This window comes from Urechidicola vernalis, assembly GCF_031846385.1.
Classification (GTDB): Bacteria; Bacteroidota; Bacteroidia; order Flavobacteriales; family Flavobacteriaceae; genus Urechidicola; species Urechidicola vernalis.
Genome location: NZ_JAVRHV010000007.1, coordinates 129,802 through 156,058, shown reverse-complemented (window position 1 = coordinate 156,058; position 26,257 = coordinate 129,802). Strand labels below are relative to the sequence as shown.

The 26,257-nt window shown below is 33.6% G+C and carries 30 protein-coding genes; 19 read left to right on the top strand and 11 right to left on the bottom strand.

The window, feature by feature from the left end:
• Nucleotides 1-45 precede the first annotated feature (45 nt).
• Nucleotides 46-1,350 carry a ribosome biogenesis GTPase Der gene (gene der / locus RM519_RS12710; RefSeq protein WP_311594198.1) on the top strand — a complete coding sequence of 435 codons (1,305 nt, stop codon included), beginning with the start codon at nt 46-48 and terminating at the stop codon, nt 1,348-1,350.
• Between the two features lie 184 nt (nt 1,351-1,534).
• Here the strand turns inward: der and RM519_RS12705 are convergent, their stop codons facing one another.
• From RM519_RS12705 to RM519_RS12690, 4 genes are all read right to left on the bottom strand, one after another.
• Nucleotides 1,535-2,599 (bottom strand): coiled-coil domain-containing protein, encoded by a 1,065-nt coding sequence (locus RM519_RS12705; RefSeq protein WP_311594197.1) that lies wholly within the window; start codon nt 2,597-2,599, stop codon nt 1,535-1,537.
• A gap of 19 nt (nt 2,600-2,618) precedes the next feature.
• On the bottom strand, nt 2,619-3,377 hold the full coding sequence (locus tag RM519_RS12700; protein WP_311594196.1) for a hypothetical protein: 759 nt from the start codon (nt 3,375-3,377) through the stop codon (nt 2,619-2,621).
• Nucleotides 3,358-3,924 (bottom strand): RNA polymerase sigma factor, encoded by a 567-nt coding sequence (locus RM519_RS12695; RefSeq protein ID WP_311594195.1) that lies wholly within the window; start codon nt 3,922-3,924, stop codon nt 3,358-3,360. The genes RM519_RS12700 and RM519_RS12695 overlap by 20 nt, the downstream gene beginning before the upstream one ends.
• A gap of 125 nt (nt 3,925-4,049) precedes the next feature.
• Entirely contained in the window at nt 4,050-4,505 is a 456-nt protein-coding gene (locus RM519_RS12690; protein ID WP_311594194.1) for a retropepsin-like aspartic protease, read from the bottom strand.
• 34 nt (nt 4,506-4,539) lie between these two features.
• Between RM519_RS12690 and RM519_RS12685 the strand changes: the two genes are divergently transcribed.
• A complete protein-coding gene (locus tag RM519_RS12685) occupies nt 4,540-5,307 on the top strand; it encodes a TatD family hydrolase (protein WP_311594193.1) in 768 nt (255 codons plus the stop codon).
• Nucleotides 5,297-5,788 carry a methylated-DNA--[protein]-cysteine S-methyltransferase gene (locus RM519_RS12680; protein ID WP_311594192.1) on the top strand — a complete coding sequence of 164 codons (492 nt, stop codon included), beginning with the start codon at nt 5,297-5,299 and terminating at the stop codon, nt 5,786-5,788. The genes RM519_RS12685 and RM519_RS12680 overlap by 11 nt, the downstream gene beginning before the upstream one ends.
• 5 nt (nt 5,789-5,793) lie before the next feature.
• On the opposite strand, the gene RM519_RS12675 is transcribed toward RM519_RS12680, so the two are convergent.
• Nucleotides 5,794-6,051: a DUF6868 family protein gene (locus RM519_RS12675; RefSeq protein WP_311594191.1), complete on the bottom strand. Its 258-nt coding sequence runs from the start codon at nt 6,049-6,051 to the stop codon at nt 5,794-5,796.
• 211 nt (nt 6,052-6,262) lie between these two features.
• On the opposite strand from RM519_RS12675, the gene RM519_RS12670 reads away from it, so the two are divergent.
• The 10 genes from RM519_RS12670 (at nt 6,263) to RM519_RS12625 (ending at nt 14,386) form a co-directional block, all read left to right on the top strand.
• Nucleotides 6,263-7,828: a M28 family peptidase gene (locus tag RM519_RS12670; protein ID WP_311594190.1), complete on the top strand. Its 1,566-nt coding sequence runs from the start codon at nt 6,263-6,265 to the stop codon at nt 7,826-7,828.
• Between the two features lie 53 nt (nt 7,829-7,881).
• Nucleotides 7,882-8,433: a RidA family protein gene (locus RM519_RS12665; protein ID WP_311594189.1), complete on the top strand. Its 552-nt coding sequence runs from the start codon at nt 7,882-7,884 to the stop codon at nt 8,431-8,433.
• Between the two features lie 13 nt (nt 8,434-8,446).
• Nucleotides 8,447-9,205 carry a DUF6090 family protein gene (locus RM519_RS12660; RefSeq protein ID WP_311594188.1) on the top strand — a complete coding sequence of 253 codons (759 nt, stop codon included), beginning with the start codon at nt 8,447-8,449 and terminating at the stop codon, nt 9,203-9,205.
• Nucleotides 9,206-9,246: 41 nt separating this feature from the next.
• Nucleotides 9,247-9,972, top strand: coding sequence for a DUF6090 family protein (locus RM519_RS12655; protein ID WP_311594187.1), 726 nt, complete (start codon nt 9,247-9,249; stop codon nt 9,970-9,972).
• A 3-nt stretch (nt 9,973-9,975) separates the two neighbouring features.
• Nucleotides 9,976-10,494 carry a DUF6090 family protein gene (locus RM519_RS12650; RefSeq protein ID WP_311594186.1) on the top strand — a complete coding sequence of 173 codons (519 nt, stop codon included), beginning with the start codon at nt 9,976-9,978 and terminating at the stop codon, nt 10,492-10,494.
• A gap of 44 nt (nt 10,495-10,538) precedes the next feature.
• A complete protein-coding gene (locus RM519_RS12645; RefSeq protein WP_311594185.1) occupies nt 10,539-11,273 on the top strand; it encodes a hypothetical protein in 735 nt (244 codons plus the stop codon).
• Nucleotides 11,274-11,371: 98 nt separating this feature from the next.
• The gene (locus RM519_RS12640; RefSeq protein WP_311594184.1) at nt 11,372-12,133 is read left to right on the top strand and encodes a DUF6090 family protein; all 762 of its coding nucleotides are present in this window, start codon (nt 11,372-11,374) and stop codon (nt 12,131-12,133) included.
• Nucleotides 12,126-12,872: a hypothetical protein gene (locus RM519_RS12635; protein ID WP_311594183.1), complete on the top strand. Its 747-nt coding sequence runs from the start codon at nt 12,126-12,128 to the stop codon at nt 12,870-12,872. The genes RM519_RS12640 and RM519_RS12635 overlap by 8 nt, the downstream gene beginning before the upstream one ends.
• Nucleotide 12,873: 1 nt before the next feature.
• Nucleotides 12,874-13,635 carry a hypothetical protein gene (locus tag RM519_RS12630; RefSeq protein ID WP_432280188.1) on the top strand — a complete coding sequence of 254 codons (762 nt, stop codon included), beginning with the start codon at nt 12,874-12,876 and terminating at the stop codon, nt 13,633-13,635.
• 70 nt (nt 13,636-13,705) lie between these two features.
• Nucleotides 13,706-14,386, top strand: coding sequence for a DUF6090 family protein (locus tag RM519_RS12625; protein ID WP_311594181.1), 681 nt, complete (start codon nt 13,706-13,708; stop codon nt 14,384-14,386).
• Between the two features lie 120 nt (nt 14,387-14,506).
• Here RM519_RS12625 and nqrF read toward each other — a convergent pair whose 3' ends face one another.
• From nqrF to RM519_RS12595, 6 genes are read right to left on the bottom strand one after another with little or no spacing between them, the layout of a single operon-like run.
• Nucleotides 14,507-15,814 (bottom strand): NADH:ubiquinone reductase (Na(+)-transporting) subunit F, encoded by a 1,308-nt coding sequence (gene nqrF / locus RM519_RS12620; RefSeq protein WP_311594180.1) that lies wholly within the window; start codon nt 15,812-15,814, stop codon nt 14,507-14,509.
• 4 nt (nt 15,815-15,818) lie between these two features.
• The gene (nqrE, locus tag RM519_RS12615) at nt 15,819-16,526 is read right to left on the bottom strand and encodes an NADH:ubiquinone reductase (Na(+)-transporting) subunit E (RefSeq protein ID WP_311594179.1); all 708 of its coding nucleotides are present in this window, start codon (nt 16,524-16,526) and stop codon (nt 15,819-15,821) included.
• Nucleotides 16,527-16,531: 5 nt separating this feature from the next.
• On the bottom strand, nt 16,532-17,173 hold the full coding sequence (locus RM519_RS12610) for an NADH:ubiquinone reductase (Na(+)-transporting) subunit D (protein ID WP_311594178.1): 642 nt from the start codon (nt 17,171-17,173) through the stop codon (nt 16,532-16,534).
• Between the two features lie 3 nt (nt 17,174-17,176).
• Complete coding sequence (locus tag RM519_RS12605; protein ID WP_311594177.1) at nt 17,177-17,926, bottom strand: Na(+)-translocating NADH-quinone reductase subunit C; 750 nt, start codon at nt 17,924-17,926, stop codon at nt 17,177-17,179.
• Nucleotides 17,927-17,928: 2 nt separating this feature from the next.
• Nucleotides 17,929-19,155, bottom strand: coding sequence for an NADH:ubiquinone reductase (Na(+)-transporting) subunit B (locus RM519_RS12600; protein ID WP_311594176.1), 1,227 nt, complete (start codon nt 19,153-19,155; stop codon nt 17,929-17,931).
• Nucleotides 19,155-20,507 carry a Na(+)-translocating NADH-quinone reductase subunit A gene (locus RM519_RS12595; RefSeq protein ID WP_311594175.1) on the bottom strand — a complete coding sequence of 451 codons (1,353 nt, stop codon included), beginning with the start codon at nt 20,505-20,507 and terminating at the stop codon, nt 19,155-19,157. The genes RM519_RS12600 and RM519_RS12595 overlap by 1 nt, the downstream gene beginning before the upstream one ends.
• Nucleotides 20,508-20,732: 225 nt before the next feature.
• Here RM519_RS12595 and RM519_RS12590 point away from each other — a divergent pair, with 225 nt between their 5' ends.
• From RM519_RS12590 to RM519_RS12565, 6 genes are all read left to right on the top strand, one after another.
• Nucleotides 20,733-22,031, top strand: coding sequence for a dipeptidase (locus RM519_RS12590; RefSeq protein WP_311594174.1), 1,299 nt, complete (start codon nt 20,733-20,735; stop codon nt 22,029-22,031).
• A gap of 9 nt (nt 22,032-22,040) precedes the next feature.
• Nucleotides 22,041-22,355, top strand: coding sequence for a YbjQ family protein (locus RM519_RS12585; RefSeq protein WP_311594173.1), 315 nt, complete (start codon nt 22,041-22,043; stop codon nt 22,353-22,355).
• A 133-nt stretch (nt 22,356-22,488) separates the two neighbouring features.
• Entirely contained in the window at nt 22,489-23,073 is a 585-nt protein-coding gene (locus RM519_RS12580) for a TetR/AcrR family transcriptional regulator (RefSeq protein WP_311594172.1), read from the top strand.
• Nucleotides 23,057-23,632, top strand: coding sequence for a TetR/AcrR family transcriptional regulator (locus RM519_RS12575; RefSeq protein WP_311594171.1), 576 nt, complete (start codon nt 23,057-23,059; stop codon nt 23,630-23,632). The genes RM519_RS12580 and RM519_RS12575 overlap by 17 nt, the downstream gene beginning before the upstream one ends.
• Before the next feature lie 314 nt (nt 23,633-23,946).
• Nucleotides 23,947-24,366 carry an SRPBCC family protein gene (locus RM519_RS12570; RefSeq protein WP_311594170.1) on the top strand — a complete coding sequence of 140 codons (420 nt, stop codon included), beginning with the start codon at nt 23,947-23,949 and terminating at the stop codon, nt 24,364-24,366.
• Between the two features lie 153 nt (nt 24,367-24,519).
• Nucleotides 24,520-26,256 carry a serine hydrolase gene (locus RM519_RS12565; protein ID WP_311594169.1) on the top strand — a complete coding sequence of 579 codons (1,737 nt, stop codon included), beginning with the start codon at nt 24,520-24,522 and terminating at the stop codon, nt 26,254-26,256.
• The last annotated feature ends 1 nt before the right edge of the window (nt 26,257 follow it).

The following is a 26,257-nucleotide window of genomic DNA, read 5'->3' as shown; positions in this document are numbered from 1 at the left end:
GATAATATCAGGGGATATAGTATCTTTGCAAAAAATTTATCAGAAATGAATACTATTGTTGCAATTGTTGGGAGACCAAATGTAGGGAAATCGACATTATTTAACCGGTTAATTCAACGCAGAGATGCGATTGTTGATTCGGTAAGTGGTGTTACTCGAGATAGACATTATGGAAAATCTGACTGGAATGGAAAGAATTTTTCCGTAATTGATACCGGTGGATATGCTGTTGGATCTGATGATATTTTTGAAGAAGAAATTCGTAAGCAGGTAGATTTAGCAATTGAAGAGTCAGATATTATTGTATTTGTCGTGGACGTTACTGAGGGAATTACGCCTATGGATACGGAAGTAGCGAATTTATTGCGTAAAGTAAAAAAGCCTGTATTTATGGCTGTTAACAAAGTTGACAATGCGATGCGTGAGGATGATGCTTTTGAATTTTACAATCTTGGATTGGGTGAATATCATACGATTTCATCGATAAACGGAAGTGGTACCGGAGATTTATTGGACGCTATTGCAAAAATAATTCCAGAGGATCAAGAAGATGAAAAAGATGAATTACCAAGATTTGCAGTAGTAGGAAGACCAAACGCAGGTAAATCTTCGTTTATCAATGCACTTATTGGTGTAGAAAGAAATATTGTAACCAATATTGCTGGTACAACAAGAGATAGTATCGATACTAAATACAACCGATTTGGATTTGATTTTAATTTGGTAGATACTGCCGGAATTAGAAGAAAGGCAAAAGTAAAAGAAGACTTGGAGTTTTATTCTGTAATGCGAGCAGTTAGAACCATTGAACATTGTGATGTTGCCATTGTAATGATTGATGCCACAAGAGGATTCGAAGGTCAAGATCAAAGTATTTTCTGGCTAGCAGAAAAGAATAAAAAAGGTGTTGTCATTTTAATTAATAAATGGGATTTGGTTGAAAAAGAAACCAATACCATGAAGGCTTATGAAGCTATGGTTCGCAAAGAAATTGCACCATTCTCAGACGTACCCATTATATTTACTTCGGTATTAACAAAACAGCGTATTTTTAAAGCTATCGAAACAGCAGTTACTGTATTTGAAAACCGTAAAAAGCGTATTGCAACGAGTAAGTTAAACGAAACAATGCTAGAGGTTGTGAAGCAAAATCCACCACCTGCATGGAAAGGTAAATATGTAAAAATTAAGTATTGTATGCAATTACCTACAATTACTCCACAATTTGTGTTTTTCTGTAATTTACCGCAATATGTTCGCGATCCATACAAACGATTTATTGAAAATAAACTACGTGAAATCTATGATTTTAAAGGAGTTCCCGTAATTATTCATTTCAGACAGAAGTAATTTTGAAATAGTTTCAAATTAAAAAATCCCGAACCAATGGTTCGGGATTTTCATTTATTTAGAGAATCATGTAATTTCTAAATAAAACAACAACAATTTATTATTCTTAACAATCAATTATAATAACGCCGCATTATCAAAAAATTATAATTCATGTCTTCTTTTTTTTAAACTTCAGTTTTCCTTAATTCATATCAAAACGGAATCCTAACGAAACATTATGTTGGTCTACGGCTTGGTCTTCAAATAAAGGACTTAATTCATAGCGAACATATACTCCACAATTGCTAAAGGCCATGTAACCACTTAACCCATATACAAAGTCAGTTACGTTGTAATCTTTTTTGATTTTATCTTTTCCTTTATCTCCTGTATCATCGGTATATTTTAATTTTTGATACGTTCCTACATTAAATCCAATATAACCTCCTAACCCCATTTTAAATTGATTTCTAGAACTGTAACGCACATAACTATCCGTTTCTGTTTTTCTAGATGGTCCAAACTCTATATGCACTGGTAAAATGAAATTCGTCACGTTCAATTTTGCCTTCTTCAAATCATACGGATGTACTTCAAACGTAGTTTCATCCCCATTTTGAACAAAATATCTATTATCGGTTAACTTATAACCATTCCATTGAAAAGAGAACCCATATTTTAAGCGTAGTGCATTAGAGTTGTTTAGCAAACGTGTTTTCCAAGCCCAGCCCAATTCAAAATATCTAGAGCCCCAAAACTTATAAGGTGATGCGTTTAAACCACCTCCATCAACAGCAACATTGTTCCATCCAAAAGATAGTACCAAATCACTTGTGGTTCTCTTATCGTATCTGATAGGCTCATTGTTATAACTATCTCCAAAACGAATTCCTACAAATTCATCATCTTCCGTTTTTATGGTAACTCCAAAGATTTTATACTCATCAAAATAGGTGTTTTCATTTCGTTGTAATAGTGCAATTTTATTGTCAATAATTGCGGTTCTATTTTCAATATTCAATGCTCTTCTTGTTGCCGCTTCCTGTTTTAACTCATCTGCTTCTTCCTGAGTAATTTCTTTAGCATCTAATCTTTCATTAATAGCCATAACTTCTTCTTTTAAAGCGGCTTTCTCCTCCTTTATTATTTGCTCTTTTTGAACATGCAAACTATCAATTTTCTGGTCTGTATCGCTGTTTTGTGATTGTGCAGTTAGGGTAATAATTACCACTGCCAACACAGTTAAACATTGGTTCATTCTTTTCATTTTTAAGTAATTTTAAGTGTTAGTTATTCCGCTGCGCAACAGCATGTTTAACAGAATTGAATTGTATTTTTAATTCTTCGAAGACTTTTGTTCTAAATGATTTATCTAATTCCATTTCTACTTCATACAACAGTATGTCTGGGTTCACGGTTCCTGCTGTTCTAGTAGTATTATTTTCAAGCAATAATTTTCTAACTTCAATTTCTTTTTGTGCATTATGTAATAATGCTTCTATTTCATCGTCTGAAACCGAATTGTTTTTTTCTTTTAATTCCACAACTTGCGCCACTACTTCTTGTACTTTTTGATCTTCAAAAGTCATTTTCTCACTTTCAGTTGGCGTTACTTCTTGCTCTGAAGAAGCCACAAGCACCTCATTAGAATTTAACGATGGTTGTTTTACTACCGACTCTTCGGTATTCTTTTCTACCTGTTTATTCTCCGGTTTAGTTTTTGGTTGCTCTATCCCTTTTGCCACCAATACTTCTGATTTTTCCGGCACTAATTGTTTGTCTTCTTTTTGAACTGGAACAATCTCTTCTTTTGGCTGTTCCACTATTGTTGGTGATACTTCAGATTGTATAAATACCTCTTTAGACAACCAAAACACAACTGCTAAACTTGCCGCCACCCCTAAAACCCAAATATATTTTTTCGGTTTTCTTTTTGGTTCTGGGCCTAAAAGCTCTTGTAATTTTTCCCAAGCGCCTTCAGTAACCGGAATGGTTCTTTTCTCCAACTCCGTTTTAATATTTTCTTCAAATTTTATTGGCGACATGACTTTCTCTATTTAATTGATTCATTTGCTGCTGTAATAACTTACGTGCCTTAAACAATTGCGATTTAGATGTCCCTTCAGATATTTGTAATTCTTTTGCTATTTCGGCATGTTTATACCCTTCAATAGCGTACATAACAAATACAATTCTGTATCCTTCTGGCAACCCATCTATCAATTGTTGAATCTGGGCAACATCAATGGCAATATTGATATTATTATAAGTTTCATTAACTATAATTTCCTCTTGAGGAAACTCTACTTTTTTCAGTTTACGGAGCATTGAAATAGATTCTCTAACCATAATTTTTCGAATCCACCCTTCAAAGCTCCCTTCTTGATTGAAACTTTTCAATTTCGTAAAAACTTTATAAAAACCGTTTAACATTGCCTCTTCGGCATGTTGTAAATCTTTTATATAGTAACGACAAACGCTCAACATTTTAGGCGAATGCAATTCGAACAATGTGTGTTGCGCATCACGATTGTTCTTCAATGCTCCCTTAATAAGAGAGGTCTCGTTTTTATACAATTGAATGATTTTCAAAAGTCAATTTGTTTAGTCTTCATTTATAAAGACGCCAATCAATTAAAAATGGTTGCCTGAATGTTTTATTTTTTTGAAAAAAATTTACATTCCGTTAATTATCAAATACTTAAAAGTAAGTGTATTTAATACTTATACACTAACTTCTTTAAGTAAAGACATTTATTTTTATAATCGATAACGGCTTTTCCTTTATTTAGCACATCCGCTCCAAGAATGCCCTGCACTGTTTTAGCACCATGATTTTCCAAGGCAGTATTTACATGTGTAAGATCAAAAACTACAATATGCTGTTTCTTAAATTTCCATTTCCCAATCTTTAGCGAATTGTGCTTAGATTCCGAAGTTTCCATCTCCGACGCACCAGCGCCAGCGGCTTTTATTTTAGATTCCTGAGTTTCTAACTGAAACTTTTCTGTCATGTCGGTTCCTACACATGAATTGGACGCCCCAGTATCCAGAATAAAACGTCCTTTAACACCATTAATCTTTGCTTTTAACTCAAGGTGATTCGTTTTCGTAGTTTTCAGTGGAATTCTAACATATCCCTTTTTCTTTAAGATGCTTTTTAGGCTTGTCATTTAGTAGTATTTTTACCAAAAGTAAATAAACTCCATGAATATTACCGATACGCACACGCATTTATACAGTTCACAGTTTGATGAAGATAGAGCTGAAATGATGCAACGTGCCTTTGATGCCGGAATTTCTAGATTCTTCATTCCAGCCATTGATTCTTCTTATACAAATAGCATGTTAACCTTGGAAAAAGAATATCCAAAAAACGTGTTTTTAATGATGGGTTTACACCCTACTTCGGTCGGCGAAAACTATAGAGAAGAGTTGGCTCATGTAAAGGAGAATATTGATAAACGCGCTTTTTATGCCATAGGAGAAATTGGCATTGATTTATATTGGGATAAAACTTTTTTAAAACAACAGCAAGAAGTTTTTAAATCACAGATACAATGGGCTAAAGAAAAAGGTTGGCCAATTGTAATTCATTGCAGAGATGCATTTGATGAAATATTTGAAGTTTTAGAAACTGAAAAAGACGACAAACTTTTCGGAATATTTCATTGTTTTACAGGAAACAAAGAACAAGCAGTACGTGCTATTTCATTTAATATGAAATTAGGAATTGGTGGTGTGGCTACCTTTAAAAATGGAAAAATTGACAAGTTTTTAAATGAAATTCCATTAGAACATATCGTATTAGAAACGGATGCACCTTATTTGGCTCCTGCACCGTTTAGAGGTAAAAGAAACGAAAGCAGTTATATTACCAACGTGTTGGATAAATTAGTGGATATTTACAATAAGCCTTATCAGGAAATTGCTGATATAACAACAGCCAATTCAAAAAACATATTTGGAATATAGTGTTGCACATATCAAAACACCATTAGGCATTGCAAAAATTTTGGGCGATGAAGATGGTATTGCTGAAATAACTGTTTTAGATGAAACCAGCGAAACAATAAAATTGCTTGGTCAATCAGTGCCAGATTGTCTTTTAAATGCTGCCAATCAACTGCAACAATATTTTAATGGAACGTTAAAAGAGTTCTCTTTAAAATTAAATCCACAAGGAACAGATTTTCAGAAAGGCGTATGGAACGAACTTTTGAATATCCCCTACGGAAAGTCTAGAACCTATTTAGAACAAACAAAAAAACTTGGCGATGTAAAGGCGATAAGAGCCGTTGCTAGCGCCAATGGTAAAAATCCATTAGCGATTGTTATTCCTTGTCATAGAGTTATAGGCAGTGACGGTTCATTAACCGGTTATGCCGGTGGTATTTGGAGAAAAAGATGGTTGTTAGAGCACGAAAGTGGAGTAAAACAACAATCCTTATTTTAATTAATTTATTCCTTAATTCCTTTTTGAACTTTACCTATGGCTAAATAAGGAATGATAAAAAATACAAAAATCAAAACCTTCCAAAACGCCATACTATAAAGCATAAACACTTCGTATTGCTCATAAGAAACATTAAAAAAATAACCCCATACATCAAAAATCCACTCTTTTGCTATTAAAAAGAAAAGGGCAAAAAACAATAATAAGGCCATATTATAAACTGCCGACCAACCTAAAATACTTCTAAATTTTGCTATTGTCATATATCTAGTATTTGAATTCATATAAAGATACGAAATTCTCTATTAAAATCATTTTCAAAATAATTGAAAAATACACGCTTACAAATCAATTATACTTTCTTAGCGAACATACCACTTTTGTCTCAGAGGTTGTAATAGTAATATCTTTATAAAACGTTGACTTTTAGCTATTTTTCTATTATTTTAGTATTCCATTAAAACCAAACTTAAAATGAAACAAATTTTACCACTTCTTGTTGGTGCGCTTTTGACTATTTCAATTTCTGCACAAAACAAAACTCCTGATGAAAAAGACATCGCAACGATTATTAAAAAACATGGTATTGACAACAGTCAAGTTATGGAAATTGCAAGTTATATGACCGATGTGCTTGGTCAACGACTTACGGGCTCCACAGGGCTTAAGAATGCGAATAATTGGGCTGAGAGTAAATTAACTGAAATTGGAATGGAAAATTCTCATTTAGAGGCATGGGAAGGCTTTGGACGTGGTTGGGATATGACACATTTTGAAATGCATGCTAAAGCACCTACGTACTGGCCCATAATTGCCTATCCAAAAGCCTGGTCTTCATCTACTAAAGGAACTGGAGATGTTGTTTATTTGAATGCTACAACAATTGATGAACTTGATAAGTACAAAGGAAAACTTTCTGGTAAATTCGTATTGCTAGAAGATATAAGAGAAGTCGAAGAAGCTTTTGAGCCGACGGCAAAACGACATGATTCTGAAAGTTTAGTTAAATTGGCAAACGCTACACAACCAATACCAAGTCAAAGACGAAGACGAGGAGGAAACGCAGATGCAGCTGCTCTAAGAGCAGCAACTTGGGAACTACTTGAAACCGAAAAACCTTTAGCAACTTTAGATAGAAGTAGAAAAGGAGATTTAGGAACGGTGTTCGTATCCGGAGCAAGAACGGCTGAAGGAAATGCCCGTGAAAACGATAAATATGTAGTACCTCAAATGACTTTAGCCATAGAGCATTACAATAGAATATTTAGAATGTTGGAACAAGATATTCCAGTAACATTGACAATTGATTCACAATCTAATTACACAAATCCTGAAGGAAATGAAAACAACGTAATTGCGGAAATTCCCGGAACAGATTTAAAAGACGAAGTTGTGATGTTCGGAGCACATTATGACTCATGGCATGCCGGAACTGGTGCTACGGATAATGGCTCTGGATCTGCAGTTATGATGGAAGCCGCTAGAATACTCATAGAAACTATAAAAGAAACAGGAATACAACCAAGAAGAACCTTAAGAATTGCGCTTTGGACTGGTGAAGAACAAGGGCTTTTTGGTTCGAGAAAATATGTTGGTAAACATTTTGCAACTGCTGCAGAAAGTGGGTTCGCAGTAGCCTCCTTAAAGGAAGATCAGAAAAAAGTTTCAGGGTATTTTAATATGGATAATGGTACAGGGAAAATTAGAGGGGTTTATTTACAGGGTAACCAAGCAGTTTCTCCGATTTTTAGAGAATGGTTAAAACCTTTTCATGAAATGGATGCTTCAACGATTAGTTTAAGTAATACTGGCGGAACGGATCATTTAGCATTTGATATGGCAGGAATTCCAGGGTTCCAATTTATACAAGAACCAATTTCATACTCTACTAAAACACACCATTCTAACATGGATAATTTCGATCATTTAGTTGGAGACGATCTAAAACAGGCAGCAACGATCATCGCCTACTTTATTTGGCAAACATCTCAACGCGACGAGCAACTGCCAAGAAAAGCAACAGATTTAAAATATGAATAATTATGAAAGCCTTCTTTTTAGTATAAAGAAGGCTTTTTTTTTAAAATTTGACTATGAAACATTTATTGCTAGTAGGATTGATACTGCTGTTTGCATGCAAATCTGAAACTTCAGTCCAAACATCTGAAACACCATTATATAATTATGATATAGAACAGCGAATTATAGAGTTAGGTATTACGCTTCCAAAATTAGGGCAACCCGTGGCAAATTACGTGCATGCGGTTACAACAGACAATCTCGTTTTCTTAGCAGGTAAAGGCCCAAAAAACATAGATGGCGAATACATTAAAGGAAAAATTGGAACGGACTTAACTGTAGAAGAAGGATATGAAGCGGCAAAGATGGTTGGCATACTTCAATTGGCTGCCTTAAAACAAGAAATAGGAGATTTAAACAAAGTAGTCCGAATTGTGAAGGTATTAGGTATGGTTAATGCCGAAGGTGACTTTACCAACCATCCAGAAGTGATTAATGGCTATTCCGATTTAATGGTCGCTGTTTTTGGAGAACGCGGTAAGCATGCTAGGGCCGCTGTAGGCATGGGCTCTCTTCCAAGAAATATTGCTTGCGAAATAGAAATGATTGTGGAAATTCAAAAATAGATTAGAAGCAACAATGATTAAATTCTTTCGGAAAATAAGACACCAATTACTAAACGAAGGTAAAACTAGTAAGTACTTTAAATATGCTATTGGTGAAATAGCACTTGTTGTTATTGGAATTTTAATAGCGTTAGGAATAAATAATTGGAATCAACATAGACTCGATAGACAAAAAGCTGTAGGCTATTTAAAAAGTTTAGCAGAAGATTTAAAATCTGACACTATTCAATATAATATAAATTTAAAAAATTACAAAACAGACTTTGCCAACAATAGCGTAGTCCTTGAAAACGACGATTATAAATTATTGGAAGTAGATTCTATTATTATTCTTGTTAATGGTTATTGGATGCTAAATAGAACGGCAGATCAAACATTTGTTAAAATTAAAAATGCTGGAATCATTGAATTATTAAGTCCTGAAATTGATAAGGCTGTAAATGACTATTATAATTTGGACAACGCTTATTATAGTTACTTTCTTGAATGGGACATGGAATATTCTAATAGAGATGCAGATTTCTGGTTTTATAATTCCGACTATGAAACTAGTATTCCAAAAAGAGATTTTATGATGAAAAAACTACCTTTTAAGGCTAGCTCCGCAAAACGCAAAGAAGATTTAATTAAACTCATTGAATCTACCCAAGGTAGAAATCACCTTAGAAATGCGATTGTAAGAGATGAATATGGTATTGCTAGAGTTTCTACTACCAAAGCCGTCGCAAGGAAATTACTAGAATTGATTGCTAATGAAATAGGTAATAATTAACCGTGATTAAATTTTTTAGAAAAATCCGTCAAAACCTGCTTATGGAAAACAAAACAGGAAAATATATTAAATACGCCATTGGTGAGATTGTCCTGGTAGTTATTGGTATTTTAATAGCACTTCAAATAAACACATGGAATCAACAACGCATACAAAATAAAGATGAACAACTCGCTTTAAAAAACCTAAAACAAGATTTTGAATACAATTACAAGGCTTTAGATAGCGTCTTAAATGAAACCAAAAATAATATTGCATCTCAATTTATTCTTCTAAATCATACAGGTAATAAATCAAAAGATATCACTAGGGCCCAATTCAATATTTCATTGAACAGGTTAGCCGATATCAATGAGTTTTACCCTAGAAACGGATTTTTAGATGATCTAATGAATTCAGGAAATTTAGGAATTATTAAAAATCAAATGTTACGAAATAAACTCTCTTCTTGGAGCTCTGTATTCGAATACATCAGATCACGCGAAATAGAATTAGAAAAAGGAAGAGATAGAGTTAGCAATATGATTATTAAAAAAGGTAGTTGGTTAAATGCTGATGCAGTTTCTACTGACCAAGCTGTTAAAAACAACACCTTCCCTAAATCTGGTTTCGACATTGATAATAGAAATTTATTAAATGACCTTGAGTTCGAAAATAATACAGAGAATACTATTTATCAAAATGATAAACTAGTTCAAAGTCATGAAAAAGGCTTACAATTAATCACCGAAATTCTAAGCTTGTTGGAAAAAGAAATTAAAGAATAACTTATGATTAAATTCTTTAGACAAATTCGAAAATCGCTGCTTTTAGAAAACAAAACAGGGAAATATTTTAAATACGCTATTGGCGAGATTGTATTAGTTGTAATTGGAATTTTGATTGCATTAAGTATTAATAATTGGAATCAAAATCAAAAGAACATAGCAAAAAAAGCAGTTCTTCTTAAAGCGTTAAAAATTGAGTTTACATCTAATTTGAAACAGATAGATACGGTTCTTTACTATGATCAAAATGTAATAAAATACACCCAAAAATTACTGCAATTAGATTCTAAGAAATCAATTATTACATTAACGGATTCACTACCTATTTGGATACAAAATTCTGACACTAGATGGACATTCGACCCTCTTAACGGTGCTTTGCGATCTGGCATTTCTTCAGGCGAAATTCATTTAATAAATAATGATTCCCTTTCCAATTTACTATTTGGATGGTCTGACTTTATTTCAGATTTCAAAGAGGGAGAGGCGCGAACAGTAGAAGCAGTAAAAAAAGCAAAATAAATTGATTTTAGCACTAATTGATAAAGAACTCAACTCACATAAGTATGAATAAATTCTTTAGAAAAATAAGGCAACAATTACTTAACGAAGGTAAAACTAGTAAGTACTTTAAATACGCTATTGGTGAAATTATACTTGTTGTGATTGGTATTTTGATTGCACTTCAAATTAATATTCATAACGAATCTTTGAAAAAAGAGCGTCATTTAAATGGAATTCTCAATACCATTTCTCAAGATCTAGAACTTGATACACTTACAGCAGGAATTATTGTAACGTTTTATGAAGCAAATGGTAAAAACAGTCTTAAAATCATCAATAAAGAGATTACTAAAGAAAACTTTAAAGACTGCCCCGAGTGTTTAGGCTTAACCAGTATATACAAACCACTTATTATCCAAACTAAAGGATATGAAATGCTAAAGGATTTTGCGAGCCAAAATTCTAAACAAAATGATTCCTTATTAGTTCCGATTACACATTTTTACAATTCATATTTAAAAATAATTGAAGACAGTAATAAATTTGTTAAAGAAGAAGTGCTTAAAAACGTAGAATCATATAAAGCATACAATTGGTTTGTAGATTGGACTCAAGGGACCTACAATAAAGATATGATTGCTTTTTTTACCGAAAGTGAAACCTATAGAAAACAAGTAGCATCTCACAATTTATTGGCCGGAGGTAACCATTTACTTTATGTAAAATCTTACAAACAAAATGCTACTTCAATGTTAGAATTTATACAGTCCAACTTAGATGAACCAGCAAACGAATAAATTCTTTAGAGCAACAATGTCATTCCGACAGAGCGAAACGACGAGGAATCTCATCATGAGATTTCTCACTTCATTCGAAATGACAAAAAATTAAAGTTATGATTAAATTCTTTCGACATATTCGAAAACGGTTAATTAGTGAAAATAAATTTACCAAATACCTAGCCTATGCCTTTGGTGAAATAATTCTTGTGGTTATTGGAATATTAATAGCGTTACAGATAAATACTTGGAATCAGGCCAGAATTAACTCAAATTTGGAGAAAGAACTTCTGATCAATTTAAAAAATGAATTCATCACCAATCAATCTATTTTAAAGAACATGATTCAAAACCATGAAGCAATTAAAACGGGATGCGATGATTTTTTAAAAATAGTTGGTCCAGAAAACAAACCCATTGATGAATTAGAATTTGATATACTTGTTGGGCAATCGGGATGGACTCCTAGTTACAGCCCTCAAAAAGGAGTTTTAAATTCTACCCTTAATTCTGGAAAAATTAGCCTTATTAAGAATGACTCGTTAGTGTTTTCCCTTTCATCATTATCGCGCCCAGAAAAAGGATATTATGAAACCGTGGGGCTTATTAATAAATTGACTGAAGAAAGTATTATACCTCTACTGCTAAAAAATTACTCTTATATGAATATGCAAACAGGAAAACTCTCCTCAAAAACAAGAAGTAATTTTAAAACAGACCAGAAAGCAATTTTACAAAATCAAGAAATGGAAAGTCTTTTATATTTAAAAAGACTTAATACCGCGGTAGCAATTGAGCAGGCCAATTGGCTTTACGCTGCTCAAGAATCCATATTAAACTTAATTAATTCACAACTAATCGAGTATTCTGATGATTAAATTCTTTCGAAAAATACGGCAGCAATTACTTAACGAAGGTAAAACTAGCAAGTACTTTAAATATGCTATCGGCGAAATTGTTCTTGTGGTTATTGGAATATTGATTGCTTTGCAAATTAATACTTGGAATCAAGAACGACTAAATAATATTGAACGTCAAAATATTATTGCCAGTCTTAATTCTGAATTCTTAAAAAACAAAACACAATTTATTTCAGTTAAAGAGGATCATGATAATTCTAAAAGGGCCGCTATGCAGTTTATGGAATATATTGGTGAACAAAACCATCAAAACTTTACACAAAATGAAATAGATATTCTTATCCATAGAATTTTCCCTATGAGTGATTATGTACCCTCTAATAATGCAATAGATGACATTATTCAATCAGGAAAATTAAGTACTCTTAAGAATTCAGAACTTTCTTCAAAATTGTCCGACTGGAAATCTTTAATGTCCATATTAAGTTCTAGAGATGATAAAATGGAAGTCTGGGTTTTTAATCAGTTAATACCGTATTTAAACAAATATATTTCTTGGAGAGATGTTGGTGTACAAAACAATTACAACTGGTCTACACAAGGCACTTTACCCACCGATTACAAAAATCTCTTTACTGATCTTGAATTCGAAAATATTTTAGAAAATCACATTTATTTTGTCAACCAAAGTTTACGAAGACAAAATGAAGCCCTAAACCTTATCGATGAAATTATTGAATTAACTTCAACAGAATAATATGATTAAATTCTTTAGAAAAATACGGCAAAACCTACTTATGCAAAATAAAACAGGCAAATACTTTAAATATGCTATAGGTGAAATTGTGTTAGTCGTGATTGGGATATTGATTGCCTTGCAAATTAATAACTGGAACTCTCATAGAATAAACACCAATAGAAACCACGTATTATTAAAAAAACTTTCTAAAGAATTAGATTTAAACATCGATCGATCGTCTATATTAGATATTGGTGGTAAATATGTTGGTTTGGAGGAAAGATATATTTACGCAGACAGCGTATCTAAATTATTAGATAAAAATAAAGTCTCAAATAATTTAGACTATGTAATAAGAGAATATATATTTTTTGTGATTCATTTTAATATAAACACCGCCGTTTATGAAGAATTAAAGAATACTGGTAGTTTGTATTCTCTCGCTTCGGATAACCTAGTCACCGAAATTCAGAGATACTATCAACTCTGTGAAAGAGAGTCATTCTATAATTTAGAATACAGTAAAGATGTAATTACCTTACGAGATAAATGTTTTGACGGATGGTATGATTTTGTTTACTGGCACAAAAAAAATCCTGAAGAAGCCTTTAAACGGCACCCTTGGATAAATAATCCAACATCAAATGAATATATAGAATTTCGGCAATTTATTGAAGCTGTAAGATGGCATTCCGAATTGATATCAAACAAGTTAAAAGGAATTATTCAGGAATCTGAAGAATTAAAGAAGCTAATATCTTCAGAATTAAACGTTTTATAATGAAAAAATAAAATATCGATATTAGAAACACATGATTAAATTTTTTAGAAAAATTAGGCAAAACCTACTTATGGAAAACAACACAGGTAAATACCTTAAATATGCTGTTGGAGAAATAGTATTGGTAGTAATAGGGATATTAATTGCGCTCCAGATTAACAATTGGAACAATAATAAAAAGAGCAATGCAGCTGAAACTAAATTATTAAAGGAGCTACTGCAAGACACCAAATCCGATTCTATATTTTTCAAATCAAGAATGGATCATATGTATAATCACATGGAATTGTCACAAAATTTAAATCTTATATATGACGAGTCTGCAAATGATAGTATTAAGAGCATTTTATATGGTGATTATCCAATATTTGACATTTCAATGGCCTATCAAGCTTCAGTAGTCATAAATTTTAAAAATAAAATTGACGAATTTTCAAATGACTCTATTCAGCAATTAATAAGAGATTATATTCTTCAGCATCATTATATTGAGTTAGCCTATGAACAAAAAGATAGGTTCTTCGAAAAATATGCAGGTGAATCACATCTATTCTATAGTGATAAAATGATTGCACTTAATGAGAATAGTACCATAGAAGAATTTTACAATGCTATAGAATTTAAAAAACACCATAAAACAATAAATTACTTAAACGGGACAGTAGAAAATAGTTTATTAAGAACTCAATTATTATTAAACATCAATAATGATTTAATTCAATTTATAAATACCGTACTCAATGAGAATTAATTTTTGAAACAAGTACACTCACTACAATAAAAAAACCCAACACTAAATGTTGGGTTTTTGGATTTATAAAAGACACTTCGACAAGCTCAGTGTGACATTTAAATTAATGGAGATTAACGGTTACCCTCCAAAATCATCAAATCGGATGTGCTCATCTGGAATACCAAAATCTTCACCCATTTTTTGCACTGCTTTGTTCATTAATGGAGGTCCACAGAAATACAATTCGATATCTTCTGGCGAATCATGGTGATTCAAATAGTTTTCTATCACACAATTGTGAATGAAACCAACGAAACCATCACCTTCCGCATCTATATTTTCTTTTACTTTCCAGTTATCTTCTTCCATTGGTTCAGATAAAGCCAAGTGAAATTTAAAGTTCGGAAAATCCTTTTCTAAGGCTTCAAAATGTTCCAAATAGAACAACTCACGTTTAGAACGTCCTCCATACCAATAAGATACTTTTCTACCTGTTTTTAAGGTTCTGAATAAGTGGTATAAGTGCGAACGCATTGGCGCCATACCTGCTCCACCACCAACATATAACATCTCTGCTTCTGACTCGTTGATAAAGAATTCACCGTAAGGTCCAGAAATTGTACACTTATCACCTTTCTTTAAATTAAAGATATAAGATGATGCTACACCCGGATTTACATCCATCCAACCATTTTTAGCTCTATCCCATGGCGGAGTAGCAATACGTACATTCAACATAATCTCTCTTCCTTCTGCAGGGTAAGAAGCCATAGAATAGGCTCTTTCCACTGTTTCAGAATTTTTCATAACCAATGGCCATAAGTTAAACTTATCCCATTCTGCTTTAAATTTATCTGGTGTTTCGTGCTCTTCTGGATGTGCTGTAATATCCATATCAGCAAACTTAACCTCACAGTTAGGAATTTCAATTTGAATATACCCTCCTGCTTTGTAACCCATGTCTTCTGGAATCTCTACAACAAATTCCTTAATAAAAGATGCAACGTTATAGTTCCTTACAACGGTTGCTTCCCATTTCTTAATTCCGAAGATTTCTTCTGGAATAGAAATTTCCATGTCTTGTTTTACTTTTACCTGACATGCTAAACGCACACCATGCTGCAACTCTTTTCTTGAAAAGTGCGGTGTTTCTGTAGGTAAGGCTTCTCCTCCACCTTTAATAACATGACATTCACATTGAATACATGTTCCACCACCACCACATGCAGATGGTAAAAATATTTTTTGATTTCCTAAAGTTGTCAATAATGAATCTCCAGACCCTACTTCAACTTCGCGCTCTCCGTTAATTAAAATCTTAACTGGACCTGATGGCGATAGTTTTTGTTTTACAAATAGTAAAAGCCCCACTAATGCCAATGTAATCAATAGAAATGCAACTACCGTTACCGCTATTGTTCCTGTTGTGCTTGCTGCTAATATCATCTCGTTATTCTATTACTTTAGTATTCTGTGCAATATCACTTTCGCTTTCTGTTAAAACCTCAGCAGTTTCAACTTTCGCTGGCTCCTCTTCGTCACCTCCAGTTAACATTCCACCAAAACTCATAAATCCAATGGCCATTAAACCAGTAATGATAAATGTAATTCCTAAACCTCTTAAGGCTGGCGGTACGTTAGAATATCTGATCTTCTCACGGATGGCTGCAATCGCTAAAATTGCCAAGAACCAACCAATTCCTGATGAAACTCCGTAGTTAAATGCCAATCCTAAAGATTCAATTTCTCTAGACTGCATAAATAACGATCCACCTAAAATGGCACAGTTTACAGCAATTAACGGTAAGAAAATACCCAATGAATTGTATAGTGATGGAGAGAACTTCTCAACTACTATTTCTACCAATTGTACCATGGTTGCAATGGTTGCAATAAACATGATAAATGATAAGAAACTTAAGTCATAAGAAGCATATTCTGGTCCTAACCAAACTAAAGCTCCGTCTCTTAATAAATATTGATCTAACAACCAGTTTAAAGGAACTGTAATTGCCATTACAAAGATTACGGCTGCACCTAAACCAACTGCTGTAGATACTTTTTTAGATACTGCTAAGTACGAACACATTCCAAGGAACGTGGCAAATACCATATTATCTATAAATATCGATTTGAAAAATAATTCTAAATGTTCCATATCTTCTAATGATCTTCAATTAATGCTGTGTTTCTATTACGTTGTACCCAGATAATGATTCCTACTGTAATCAAAGCCATAGGTGCTAATAACATGAAACCGTTATTTTCATATCCGTATGCATATACTCCGGTTTTCTCAATTGGATCTCCTAATACAGGAATTCCTAATAAAGTACCAGATCCTAATAATTCTCTAAAGAACCCTACAATGATCAAAATCACTGCATATCCTAATGAGTTACCAATTCCGTCTAAGAACGATTTCCAAGGTCCGTTTGCCAATGCAAAAGCCTCAAAACGTCCCATAATAATACAGTTGGTAATAATCAATCCAACAAATACAGAAAGTGTTTTACTCAACTCGTAAGCAAATGCTTTCAAAACCAAGTCAACAATAATTACTAAAGTTGCAACTACAATTAACTGTACAATAATTCTAATTTTTGAAGGAATGATGTTTCTCATTAATGAAACAACTACATTCCCTACTCCTAATACAAACAACACTGCAATAGACATCACAATAGATGCTTCTAATTCGGCAGTAATGGCCAAGGCAGAACAAATACCTAATACCTGAATGGTAATTGGGTTGTTATCTGCTAATGGGTCGGTTATTAATTTACTATCTTTAAAAAGTCCCATATACTATTTTTTTATTGTTTGTAAATATGGCATATACATTCTCAAATCTTTTCTGATCATCGCTGCAAGTCCGTCACCTGTAATAGTTGCACCTGCAATAGCATCTACCGTATTATCAGTTTTACGCTCATTCTTAGGATCTGCATTCGATTTAGAAATTGCAATACCTGCAAAGTTTCCACTTTCATCTAAAATATGCTCACCTGTAAAATCATCCATAAAGAAACGTTGGTTAATATTTGCTCCTAAACCTGGTGTTTCTCCTTTATGATCAAAGAATACACCTTGCGAAACCAAATTCTCGTCTAAAGCAATATACCCCCAAACGGCATCCCATAATCCTTTTCCTCTCATTGGAATGATATAGTAGGTTTTACCGTCTTTCTCACCAATAAACAATGGCAATTTTCTTGTATAAGATGCGTCCTTTGCTTTGGCTGTTTCCTTTTTAAGGTCTATCATATAAGCCGCTTCGTCTTCGGTAATATTTTCCCCTTCAATTACGATTTGCTTAGTAATATATTTTTCAAATTCTGCCGCAACTCTATCTGTAGAAACCATTGCAACACTTTTCTCGTCATTATCATTTACGCCCATTGCATACAAAATGTTTTGCTGCTTTTCTAGACGTTTGTTCTCATCAATATTTGGCTTTAAAGACGATGCTAAAAATGCCAATATCGCTCCTACAACAATTACCATTATAATGGCGAAAACAATCGTATACGAATTCTTGTCTGTTCTTTTTTCCATCGTTAGGCAGTTTTAGCTTTTAAACGTTTCATTCTTCGTTTTACATTTCCTTGAACCACATAATGGTCAATAGTCGGTGCAAATACGTTCATCAATAAGATGGCTAACATTACACCTTCTGGATATGCCGGGTTGAATACACGGATTAAAACCGAAATAAATCCGATTAAGAAACCATAGATCCATTTTCCTTTCGTTGTTTGTGAAGCCGTTACAGGATCTGTAGCCATGTAAACTGCACCAAAAGCAAATCCACCTAATAATAAGTGATGCCAAAACGTAGTATCCATTAATGCATAAAACTTGCTCGATTCAGTAATCCATCCAAAGTCTACTACCTTGTTAAACATGAAGCCCATTACCAACGCACCTAAAGTAGCGGATAACATGATTCTCCATGAACCAATTTTAGAGAAGATTAAGAATAAGGCTCCTGCTAAAATTAATAAGGTAGATGTTTCACCAACCGAACCAGGAATAAATCCGTAGAACATATCAGCAACACTAAATGCAACTTCTTGACCTTGGGCTAAACTTCCTAATACCGTTTCACCAGAAATAGCATCTGCAGACGAACCTGCAGCAATTTCATTTGTTCTTTCAACGGCACCTGTAACCCAAACTTTATCTCCACTCATCCAAGTTGGATATGCAAAGAATAAAAAGGCTCTAATTAATAAGGCTGGATTTAGAATATTCATTCCTGTTCCACCAAATACTTCTTTTCCGATTACTACACCAAAAATAACTGCTACTGCCAACATCCATAAAGGAATATCTACAGGAACAATTAATGGTACTAACATACCAGTCACCAAGTATCCTTCTTCGATTTCATGCCCGTTTTTAATAGCAAAAATAAATTCGATACCTAAACCGATTACATAAGAAACCAATACTAATGGAATGATCTTTAAAAATCCTACCCAAAAGTTTGACATGTTCCAGAATTCTCCGCTAAAAAAGCCTCCAACTGCTTGAGACACCTCACCAGTTTGTAGGTGATGCTGGTATCCTGCGTTAAACATTCCAAAAAGTAAACAAGGAACCAAGGCCATAATAACCGTGTTCATTGTTCTTTTTAAATCATCTGCCCCACGAATATGACCACCGCTATGGGCAGTTTCGTTTGGCGCATATAAAAAGGTATGGAATCCGTTAAACAACGGAGCCATTTTTGTCCCTTTATATTTTTCTTTAAGATTGTGTAAATTTTGTTTTAAAGCCATTATCCTATTTCTTTAAGCATTAAATCCAATCCTTTTCTAATAATTTCTTGATGTGGTTGTTTAGACACACAAACAAACTCAGTCAAAGCGAAATCTTCAGGCGCAACTTCGTACATTCCTAAGGCTTCCATTTCGTCTAAATCGTTATACATACAAGCCTTTAAAATTTGCATTGGGAAAATATCTAAAGGAAAAACCTCTTCGTATTTACCTGTTAATACAAATGCTCTATGCTCACCGTTTGTATTGGTATCTAAATCGTATACTTTATTCTTATTTAACCAAGAAAAAGTCAACGCACGTGTGATCGATACTTTATTAAATACAGGCTTTGTCCATCCGAAAAGATCGTAATCATCTCCTTCAGGAAGCAATGAAACTGTATTGTTGTAGTAACCTAAGAATCCATCAGGATTTACCTTACGCCCTGTTAGTACATTACCAGAAATAATTCTGAAATTACCGCTATCAACTCCAGCATCATACACAAAAGTTGAAACCTCTGCACCAATCTTTGTTTTATAATACTTTGGGGTTTTTACTACTGAACCAACAACAGCAACAACGCGTTCTGCATTGAATTTACCAGTCAATAACAATTCTCCAATAATTACTAAATCTTGCGGCGTAACTGTCCAAACAACTTCTCCTTTATTGACAGGATCTATATGTGCAATTTGTGTACCTACATTTCCCGATGGGTGTGGTCCAGAAACCTTGTGCAAAGAAATTCCATTCAATCCTGCTAGTGGAGAATTGGAAGATTTCCCTACAGAAACATGTACTGCTCCTTCAGTTAACTTTCCTAATGCTGTAACTGCTGCTTGCAATTCTGCCTCCTTACCAGCCAATACGTAATCGTAATTCGCTGCTAATGGTGCGGATGCGTATGCCGAAACAAAAATGGCTTTAGGCGCCACATCTGGATTTGCAATTACATCATACGGACGTTGTCTTACAAACGGCCAACAACCAGAAGACAACAAGGCAGCTTTAATTGAATCTGCATCTGCAGAATCAACAGCAACTGTTGGATTTTCTAAATAAGTTTGTTCTTTATCGGCGGTAATTTTAATCGCCATAATTTTTCTCTTCTCTCCACGTACAATCTCTTTAACTTCACCGCTAACTGGAGAAACGAACTTCATAGTTTCGTTTTCTTTATTGTAAAATACAGTTTCTCCTGCTTTTACTTTGGTTCCAACTTTGGCAACAAGTTTAGGTGTGATTCCGTGAAAATCTACGGGTAGTAATGTATACACATTACTGGCAACGGCATTGGTTGTAGTCTGCTCCGCTTCGCCTTTCAATTTAATGTCTAACCCTTTCTTGATTCGGATGTCTGTTGACATATTCTAAATTTGAATTTATTATTACTTTAAAAAAGCGTTGCAAATTTAACCAATTTCCATATTTAGAGATAATATATTCAAACATATCACTCTTAAATCATCTTATTTATATTTATTCTAAATAAAGATGTAAGCACACCATATAAAACCATGAAATAAACCCTAAAGCATTTAAAATTAATCCTATATTTACGAACCAAATTTCAATTCAAATAACAACAACCAATGAAAAAAGCACTATTATCAGCAGCAATTATTGCGCTAACCGTTTCTTGTACTAAAACAGCACCAAAAAAGGACGACCTACTATCCAAAGCAAAGGGAATTCATGAACGTGTAATTACCCTAGATACCCATTGCGACATCAACGTAAACAACTTTACCACAGAAGTAAATTACACACAAGAATTAGACAACCAAGTAAACATTCCTAAAATGCAGAAAGGTGGTTTAGATGTGGCTTGGTTTATTGTTTACACTGGCCAAGATTCTTTAACCGATGCCGGGTATGCAAAAGCATATGACAATGCCATGGCAAAATTCAATGCGATTCATAGACTGGTAAAAGAAATTGCTCCGGACCAAATTGAATTAGCAACAACATCTGATGATGTTAGAAGAATTAACGAAAGTGGTAAAAAAATTGCCATGATCGGAATTGAAAATGGATATCCAATTGGAACGGATATTTCAAGAGTGAAGCAATTTTATGATTTAGGAGCAAGATATATGTCCTTATCTCATAATGGACACAGTCAATTATGCGATTCGAACACAGGTGAGAAAGACGATGTATGGCTTCATAATGGTGTTAGTGATCTTGGAAAACAAGTCATTGCTGAAATGAATAAATACGGAATGATGATTGACGTTTCTCATCCATCCAAAGAAGCAATTAGAGATATGATTAAATATTCTAAAGCGCCTATTATTGCATCACACTCATCTGCAAGAGCACTTTGTGATCACAGTAGAAATTTAGATGACGAGCAATTAGGCTGGATGAAAGAAAACGGAGGCGTAATACAAACAGTTGCTTTTAAAACCTATGTAAACCAAGAAAAACAAAATGCTAGAAACGAAGCATTGAAAGGTGTTCAAACAAAAGTAGCAGATTCATTAGGCGTAACATGGATTACATCTTGGGATGATTATGCAAAACTAACAGATGAAGAAAAAGCAGACTTTAGAGCGAACCGTAAAACTGTGAATACTATTGCTGACAAGAAAGCGGAATCAATGCCTAACATTCCTGGAAATGTAAACGTAGCAGATTTTGTGGATCATATTGATTATTTAGTTGGAAAAATTGGTTTAGACCATGTTGGAATCAGTTCTGATTTTGACGGTGGTGGCGGTGTAGATGGCTGGAATGATGCTTCTGAAACTTTAAATGTAACTATTGAGTTGGTAAAAAGAGGCTATACTGAAGAACAAATTGCACAATTATGGAGTGGTAACTTACTTAGAGTTTTAGACGATGTGCAAGCGGTTGCAGAAAAAATTCAAGCAGGAGAAATTTAAAATAACATAATGATTGTATCGAATACAGAAACGGTTCCAAATAAAGAAATAACTGAAATTTTAGGTATTGCTCGAGGCAGCACTGTAAGAGCACGAAATATTGGTAGAGATATTTTCGCTGGCCTTAAAAACATTGTTGGAGGCGAAATTGAAGAGTACACAAAATTACAAGCTGAAAGTAGAGAGCAGGCCATGCAACGTATGATGATGGATGCACAGCGCTTAGGTGCTGACGCTATTGTTAATGTTAGACTAACCACTTCTATGGTTATGCAAGGATGCTCAGAAATTTTAGCGTATGGAACCGCCGTTAAATTGAAGTAATGGATTTTATATCGAATATAGTAGTGTTATTGTACATTCTCTTTTTTATTGGATGTGGACTAGCACTACTCTATTTGATTATTCGAAGAATTGATAAAAAAGACAAAGAAGATTTCGAAAAAAGAAACAACTAATGCGCTACAAAGAATTCAATTCTAACAAAGTTTTAGAGACCTGCATCAATTTGTTTTGGAACACAAGTTTTGGAGGCTGCTCGGTTAAGGATATCGTAAGAGAAACTGGCGTAAACCGTTTTTCTTTATACGAAGAATGGGACAATAAAGAAGGAGTACTATTAGCATCTATTGATTTATATCAACAACGCTATAGTCAAGAAAAGTTTAAAATTTTAAAATCAAAAGGAGACCTTAGGGAGGTACTTACGAAGTTCTATATGAGTTTTATGATCGATGAAAAAACCCATCCATCAGGTTGTTACATTATAAGAATTGCAACAGAGTTAGCAGACAATAATATTGATGTTAAAAATAAATTGGACCGTTACTTAAACGAACTTGAACATCAATTTAAAACTTTTATCAGCAACTACTCAGAGTATAATAAGAACATTGAATATTTAGCAAAACATCTGACAGGATTGTTTTGTTCTTTAACCACATTTTGTGTTATCCATTCTTTTGAAGAAAGAAAATCTTTAGTTAACAGCGGCATATCTATGTTGCTAAAAAATTCTACGCACCATGCCACGCACGCTTAATCACTCATATCCAGAATTAGTAGAAAAAGCTCAAAAACTATTTTGGGTTAAAGGCTATAAATCCGTTTCACCAGAAGAATTAGCAGAACATTTGGAAGTAAGTAAAAGTACTATTTACAATAAGTACACAAGAGACATGTTGTTTATGGACTCTTTAAAAGGTTATGTAGTTGATCTATCTGACCCTATCTTAGAACAAGTAAGAAACTCTGATAAAGGAATTGAAGCCTTTAGAGATTTCTTCTATATGATTGTAGACGGATTGCTAGAAAAATCATTTCCGAAGAGTTGTTTTATGGTAAATACCGTTGTAGAGTTACGAAATGAAAAAGAGCAGATTACGGAATTGTACGAACGCTATTTTGGAAATATGCGTAAAACGCATCGTACAGTTTTAGAAACAGCCATAAAAAAAGGAGAGATCAAATATCCAGAACGAATTGATGAATATACCGAATGTATGGTTGGTGTATTATTTAGCCTAAGTATTCTCTACAAAGTAAAAAGTAGAGAGGAACTCCGCACCTATGTAGATGAGCAAATTGCGTTACTTGTTTAAACCTCTCACTTTAACACTTTGATTGAGATCTTTTAGAATCAACTTTTTCTTAATAAAAAGTTACAAAAAGTATGTCAACTATATTCTTCGAATTTTCGAAGAAACCAATTCTCCATTTCTGAACGCTATTTTTTTATAAACTCAACTCCTCAAATATCTTTGTTGTATCAATAATTAAACAAACCGTCAGTTCGAGTTTTTTAGTATAAAAAGTATCGAGAACAAGGTTTTACGAATTCTCGATACAATTTTTCCTGCTATGCAAAGAAAAATCACTCGAAATGACACATTTATAACAATTTAAATCAAAAGATATGACAGCAGTAAACGTAACAAAGACAATCAAAGTAACAGCAAAGGATGCATGGGAAACTATTTCTAGTTTCGAAGGAATTGAAAAATTTTCACCTGTAGCAAGGTCTGTAAAAACCGGCGAAGGTGTTGGCGCCCTAAGAAGTTGTTTCATGCCAGATGATGCAGAAATCAAAGAAGAATTAACAGGTTTAAACAACGAGAAAATGCACTTACAATACATTATTACTTCTGGACCATTCCCCTTTACAGATTATGTTAGCGATGTTTTAGTAAAAGAAGTTAGTGAAACAACTTGTGAAGTATCATGGAGTTCTCAATTCATCGTAAACGAAGGTGTTCCTGAGGCCGCTATGGTAGAATTATTAGAAGGTTTTTACAATGCCATTATGCAAGGTTTAGAAGAATTAGTTCCAGCTTAAACCAAATTAAAAATCTCCACAGGTTAACCTTAAACAATCAATTAACCAAACATGAAAAGGTCGCTCAAAAATGAGTGGCCTTTTTTTATAATTTTATAACTGTAACCTTTAATCTACTTTATCGTCATATTGCTTTAACACAAATTTATAAACATGAAAAAACGAACACTTCCACTATTACTTACTTTTCTTTTTGTCTCTATAGCAGTCATTGGTCAATCTAAAGTTGACAAAATTGAAAAATTGATGCAAACCTACTATGATTACGGCCAATTTAACGGTTCTATACTAGTTGCTGAAAAAGACCAAGTATTATTCAAAGGTGGCTTTGGAGAAGCAAACAAGGAATGGGATATCCCTAATAAAGCCAATACAAAACATCGTTTAGGATCTATCACCAAACAATTTACTGCAATGTTAATTTTGCAATTGAAACAAGAAGGTAAATTAGACTTACAAAAGCCGATTACCACGTATTTACCTTACTATCCAGCAAAAACTGGTGATATTATTACCACACATCATTTATTATCGCATACATCCGGAATTCCGAATTATACTGCTTTCCCAAATTATTTCGAAGAACAAGGTCGCGACCCAAAGACACCGAAAGAGTTTATTAAAATATTTCAAGACAAACCACTAGATTTTGAACCAGGATCTAAGTACAATTATAGCAACTCTGCCTATTTTTTACTAGGTGTTTTAATTGAAGAAATTACTAGAGAATCTTATGCAGAAAACCTTCAAAAAAGAATTTTAACGCCGTTAGACATGAATGAATCTGGATATGACTTAAGTTCGACGGTACTTAAAAACAGAGCATCAGGATATGGTCAAAATCATAACGGATTCGTAAATGCGCCTTATTTAGATATGAGTTTACCATATGCAGCAGGTTCTATGTACGCTACTGTTGAAGACTTGTATAAATGGGATCAAGCCTTGTACAACCATACTATTTTATCAGAAGAAAACACCAAATTGCTATTCAAACCAGCCATTGAATTAGGAACAAATAATTCGTATGCTTATGGTTTTATGGTTGGGAAATCACCTATTGGAAATACGGAAGATAGATTTACAGCATCTGGTCATGGAGGTGGAATCCATGGGTTCAACACCATTATAATGCGCGACGAAGACCAACATAATCTTGTGGTGCTTTTAAACAATACCGGAGGCACAAACTTAAACGAAATGAGCACCAATATTATGGCTATACTTTATGGTAAGTCATATGATATGCCTAAAAAATCGTTGGTTTCTGAAATAAAAGAACAATTTGAGAAGAACGGAATAGAAAAAACCATTGCTGAATTAAGCAACTTCACAAAATCAGATCATGTAAGAATTGATGAAGGTGACATTAATCGTTTTGGGTACGAACTTTTAACCGCTAAAGAAATTGATGCGGCTATCGCAGTATTCAAATTAAACGTTAGTTTATTTCCTGAATCTTCTAATACATATGACAGTCTTGGAGAAGCGTATTTAAATGCAAATAAAAAGGAAGAATCTATTGCCAATTACACGAAGTCTTTAGAATTAAATTCAGACAACAGAGGAGGTATTGAAGCGCTAAAAAAATTAGGTGCCGATGTTTCAAAATTTGAGAAAGAAATAATCGTTTCAGAAGACATCCTTGAATCGTATACAGGTAAATACGAATTAATGCCGAACTTTTTTATGACTATTTCTAGAACTAAACACCAATTACACATTCAAGCAACTGGGCAAGGCGTTAGTGACATATACCCTTCTACAGAAGTGAAGTTTTATAGTAAAATTGTAAACGCACAACTTACTTTTAACAAAGATGAAACTGGAGCGGTAGTTAGTTTAACACTGCACCAAGGTGGAGATCATTTGGCCAAGAAAATTGAATAAA

Coding starts and splice junctions, on each gene's coding strand:
- der (WP_311594198.1), top strand. CDS start 46: ATGAATACTATTGTTGCAATTGTTGGGAGACCAAATGTAGGGAAATCG.
- RM519_RS12705 (WP_311594197.1), bottom strand. CDS start 2,599: ATGAAAAGAATGAACCAATGTTTAACTGTGTTGGCAGTGGTAATTATT.
- RM519_RS12700 (WP_311594196.1), bottom strand. CDS start 3,377: ATGTCGCCAATAAAATTTGAAGAAAATATTAAAACGGAGTTGGAGAAA.
- RM519_RS12690 (WP_311594194.1), bottom strand. CDS start 4,505: ATGACAAGCCTAAAAAGCATCTTAAAGAAAAAGGGATATGTTAGAATT.
- RM519_RS12685 (WP_311594193.1), top strand. CDS start 4,540: ATGAATATTACCGATACGCACACGCATTTATACAGTTCACAGTTTGAT.
- RM519_RS12675 (WP_311594191.1), bottom strand. CDS start 6,051: ATGACAATAGCAAAATTTAGAAGTATTTTAGGTTGGTCGGCAGTTTAT.
- RM519_RS12670 (WP_311594190.1), top strand. CDS start 6,263: ATGAAACAAATTTTACCACTTCTTGTTGGTGCGCTTTTGACTATTTCA.
- RM519_RS12665 (WP_311594189.1), top strand. CDS start 7,882: ATGAAACATTTATTGCTAGTAGGATTGATACTGCTGTTTGCATGCAAA.
- RM519_RS12660 (WP_311594188.1), top strand. CDS start 8,447: ATGATTAAATTCTTTCGGAAAATAAGACACCAATTACTAAACGAAGGT.
- RM519_RS12655 (WP_311594187.1), top strand. CDS start 9,247: ATGGAAAACAAAACAGGAAAATATATTAAATACGCCATTGGTGAGATT.
- RM519_RS12650 (WP_311594186.1), top strand. CDS start 9,976: ATGATTAAATTCTTTAGACAAATTCGAAAATCGCTGCTTTTAGAAAAC.
- RM519_RS12645 (WP_311594185.1), top strand. CDS start 10,539: ATGAATAAATTCTTTAGAAAAATAAGGCAACAATTACTTAACGAAGGT.
- RM519_RS12640 (WP_311594184.1), top strand. CDS start 11,372: ATGATTAAATTCTTTCGACATATTCGAAAACGGTTAATTAGTGAAAAT.
- RM519_RS12635 (WP_311594183.1), top strand. CDS start 12,126: ATGATTAAATTCTTTCGAAAAATACGGCAGCAATTACTTAACGAAGGT.
- RM519_RS12630 (WP_432280188.1), top strand. CDS start 12,874: ATGATTAAATTCTTTAGAAAAATACGGCAAAACCTACTTATGCAAAAT.
- RM519_RS12625 (WP_311594181.1), top strand. CDS start 13,706: ATGGAAAACAACACAGGTAAATACCTTAAATATGCTGTTGGAGAAATA.
- nqrF (WP_311594180.1), bottom strand. CDS start 15,814: ATGATATTAGCAGCAAGCACAACAGGAACAATAGCGGTAACGGTAGTT.
- nqrE (WP_311594179.1), bottom strand. CDS start 16,526: ATGGAACATTTAGAATTATTTTTCAAATCGATATTTATAGATAATATG.
- RM519_RS12610 (WP_311594178.1), bottom strand. CDS start 17,173: ATGGGACTTTTTAAAGATAGTAAATTAATAACCGACCCATTAGCAGAT.
- RM519_RS12605 (WP_311594177.1), bottom strand. CDS start 17,926: ATGGAAAAAAGAACAGACAAGAATTCGTATACGATTGTTTTCGCCATT.
- RM519_RS12600 (WP_311594176.1), bottom strand. CDS start 19,155: ATGGCTTTAAAACAAAATTTACACAATCTTAAAGAAAAATATAAAGGG.
- RM519_RS12595 (WP_311594175.1), bottom strand. CDS start 20,507: ATGTCAACAGACATCCGAATCAAGAAAGGGTTAGACATTAAATTGAAA.
- RM519_RS12590 (WP_311594174.1), top strand. CDS start 20,733: ATGAAAAAAGCACTATTATCAGCAGCAATTATTGCGCTAACCGTTTCT.
- RM519_RS12585 (WP_311594173.1), top strand. CDS start 22,041: ATGATTGTATCGAATACAGAAACGGTTCCAAATAAAGAAATAACTGAA.
- RM519_RS12580 (WP_311594172.1), top strand. CDS start 22,489: ATGCGCTACAAAGAATTCAATTCTAACAAAGTTTTAGAGACCTGCATC.
- RM519_RS12575 (WP_311594171.1), top strand. CDS start 23,057: ATGCCACGCACGCTTAATCACTCATATCCAGAATTAGTAGAAAAAGCT.
- RM519_RS12570 (WP_311594170.1), top strand. CDS start 23,947: ATGACAGCAGTAAACGTAACAAAGACAATCAAAGTAACAGCAAAGGAT.
- RM519_RS12565 (WP_311594169.1), top strand. CDS start 24,520: ATGAAAAAACGAACACTTCCACTATTACTTACTTTTCTTTTTGTCTCT.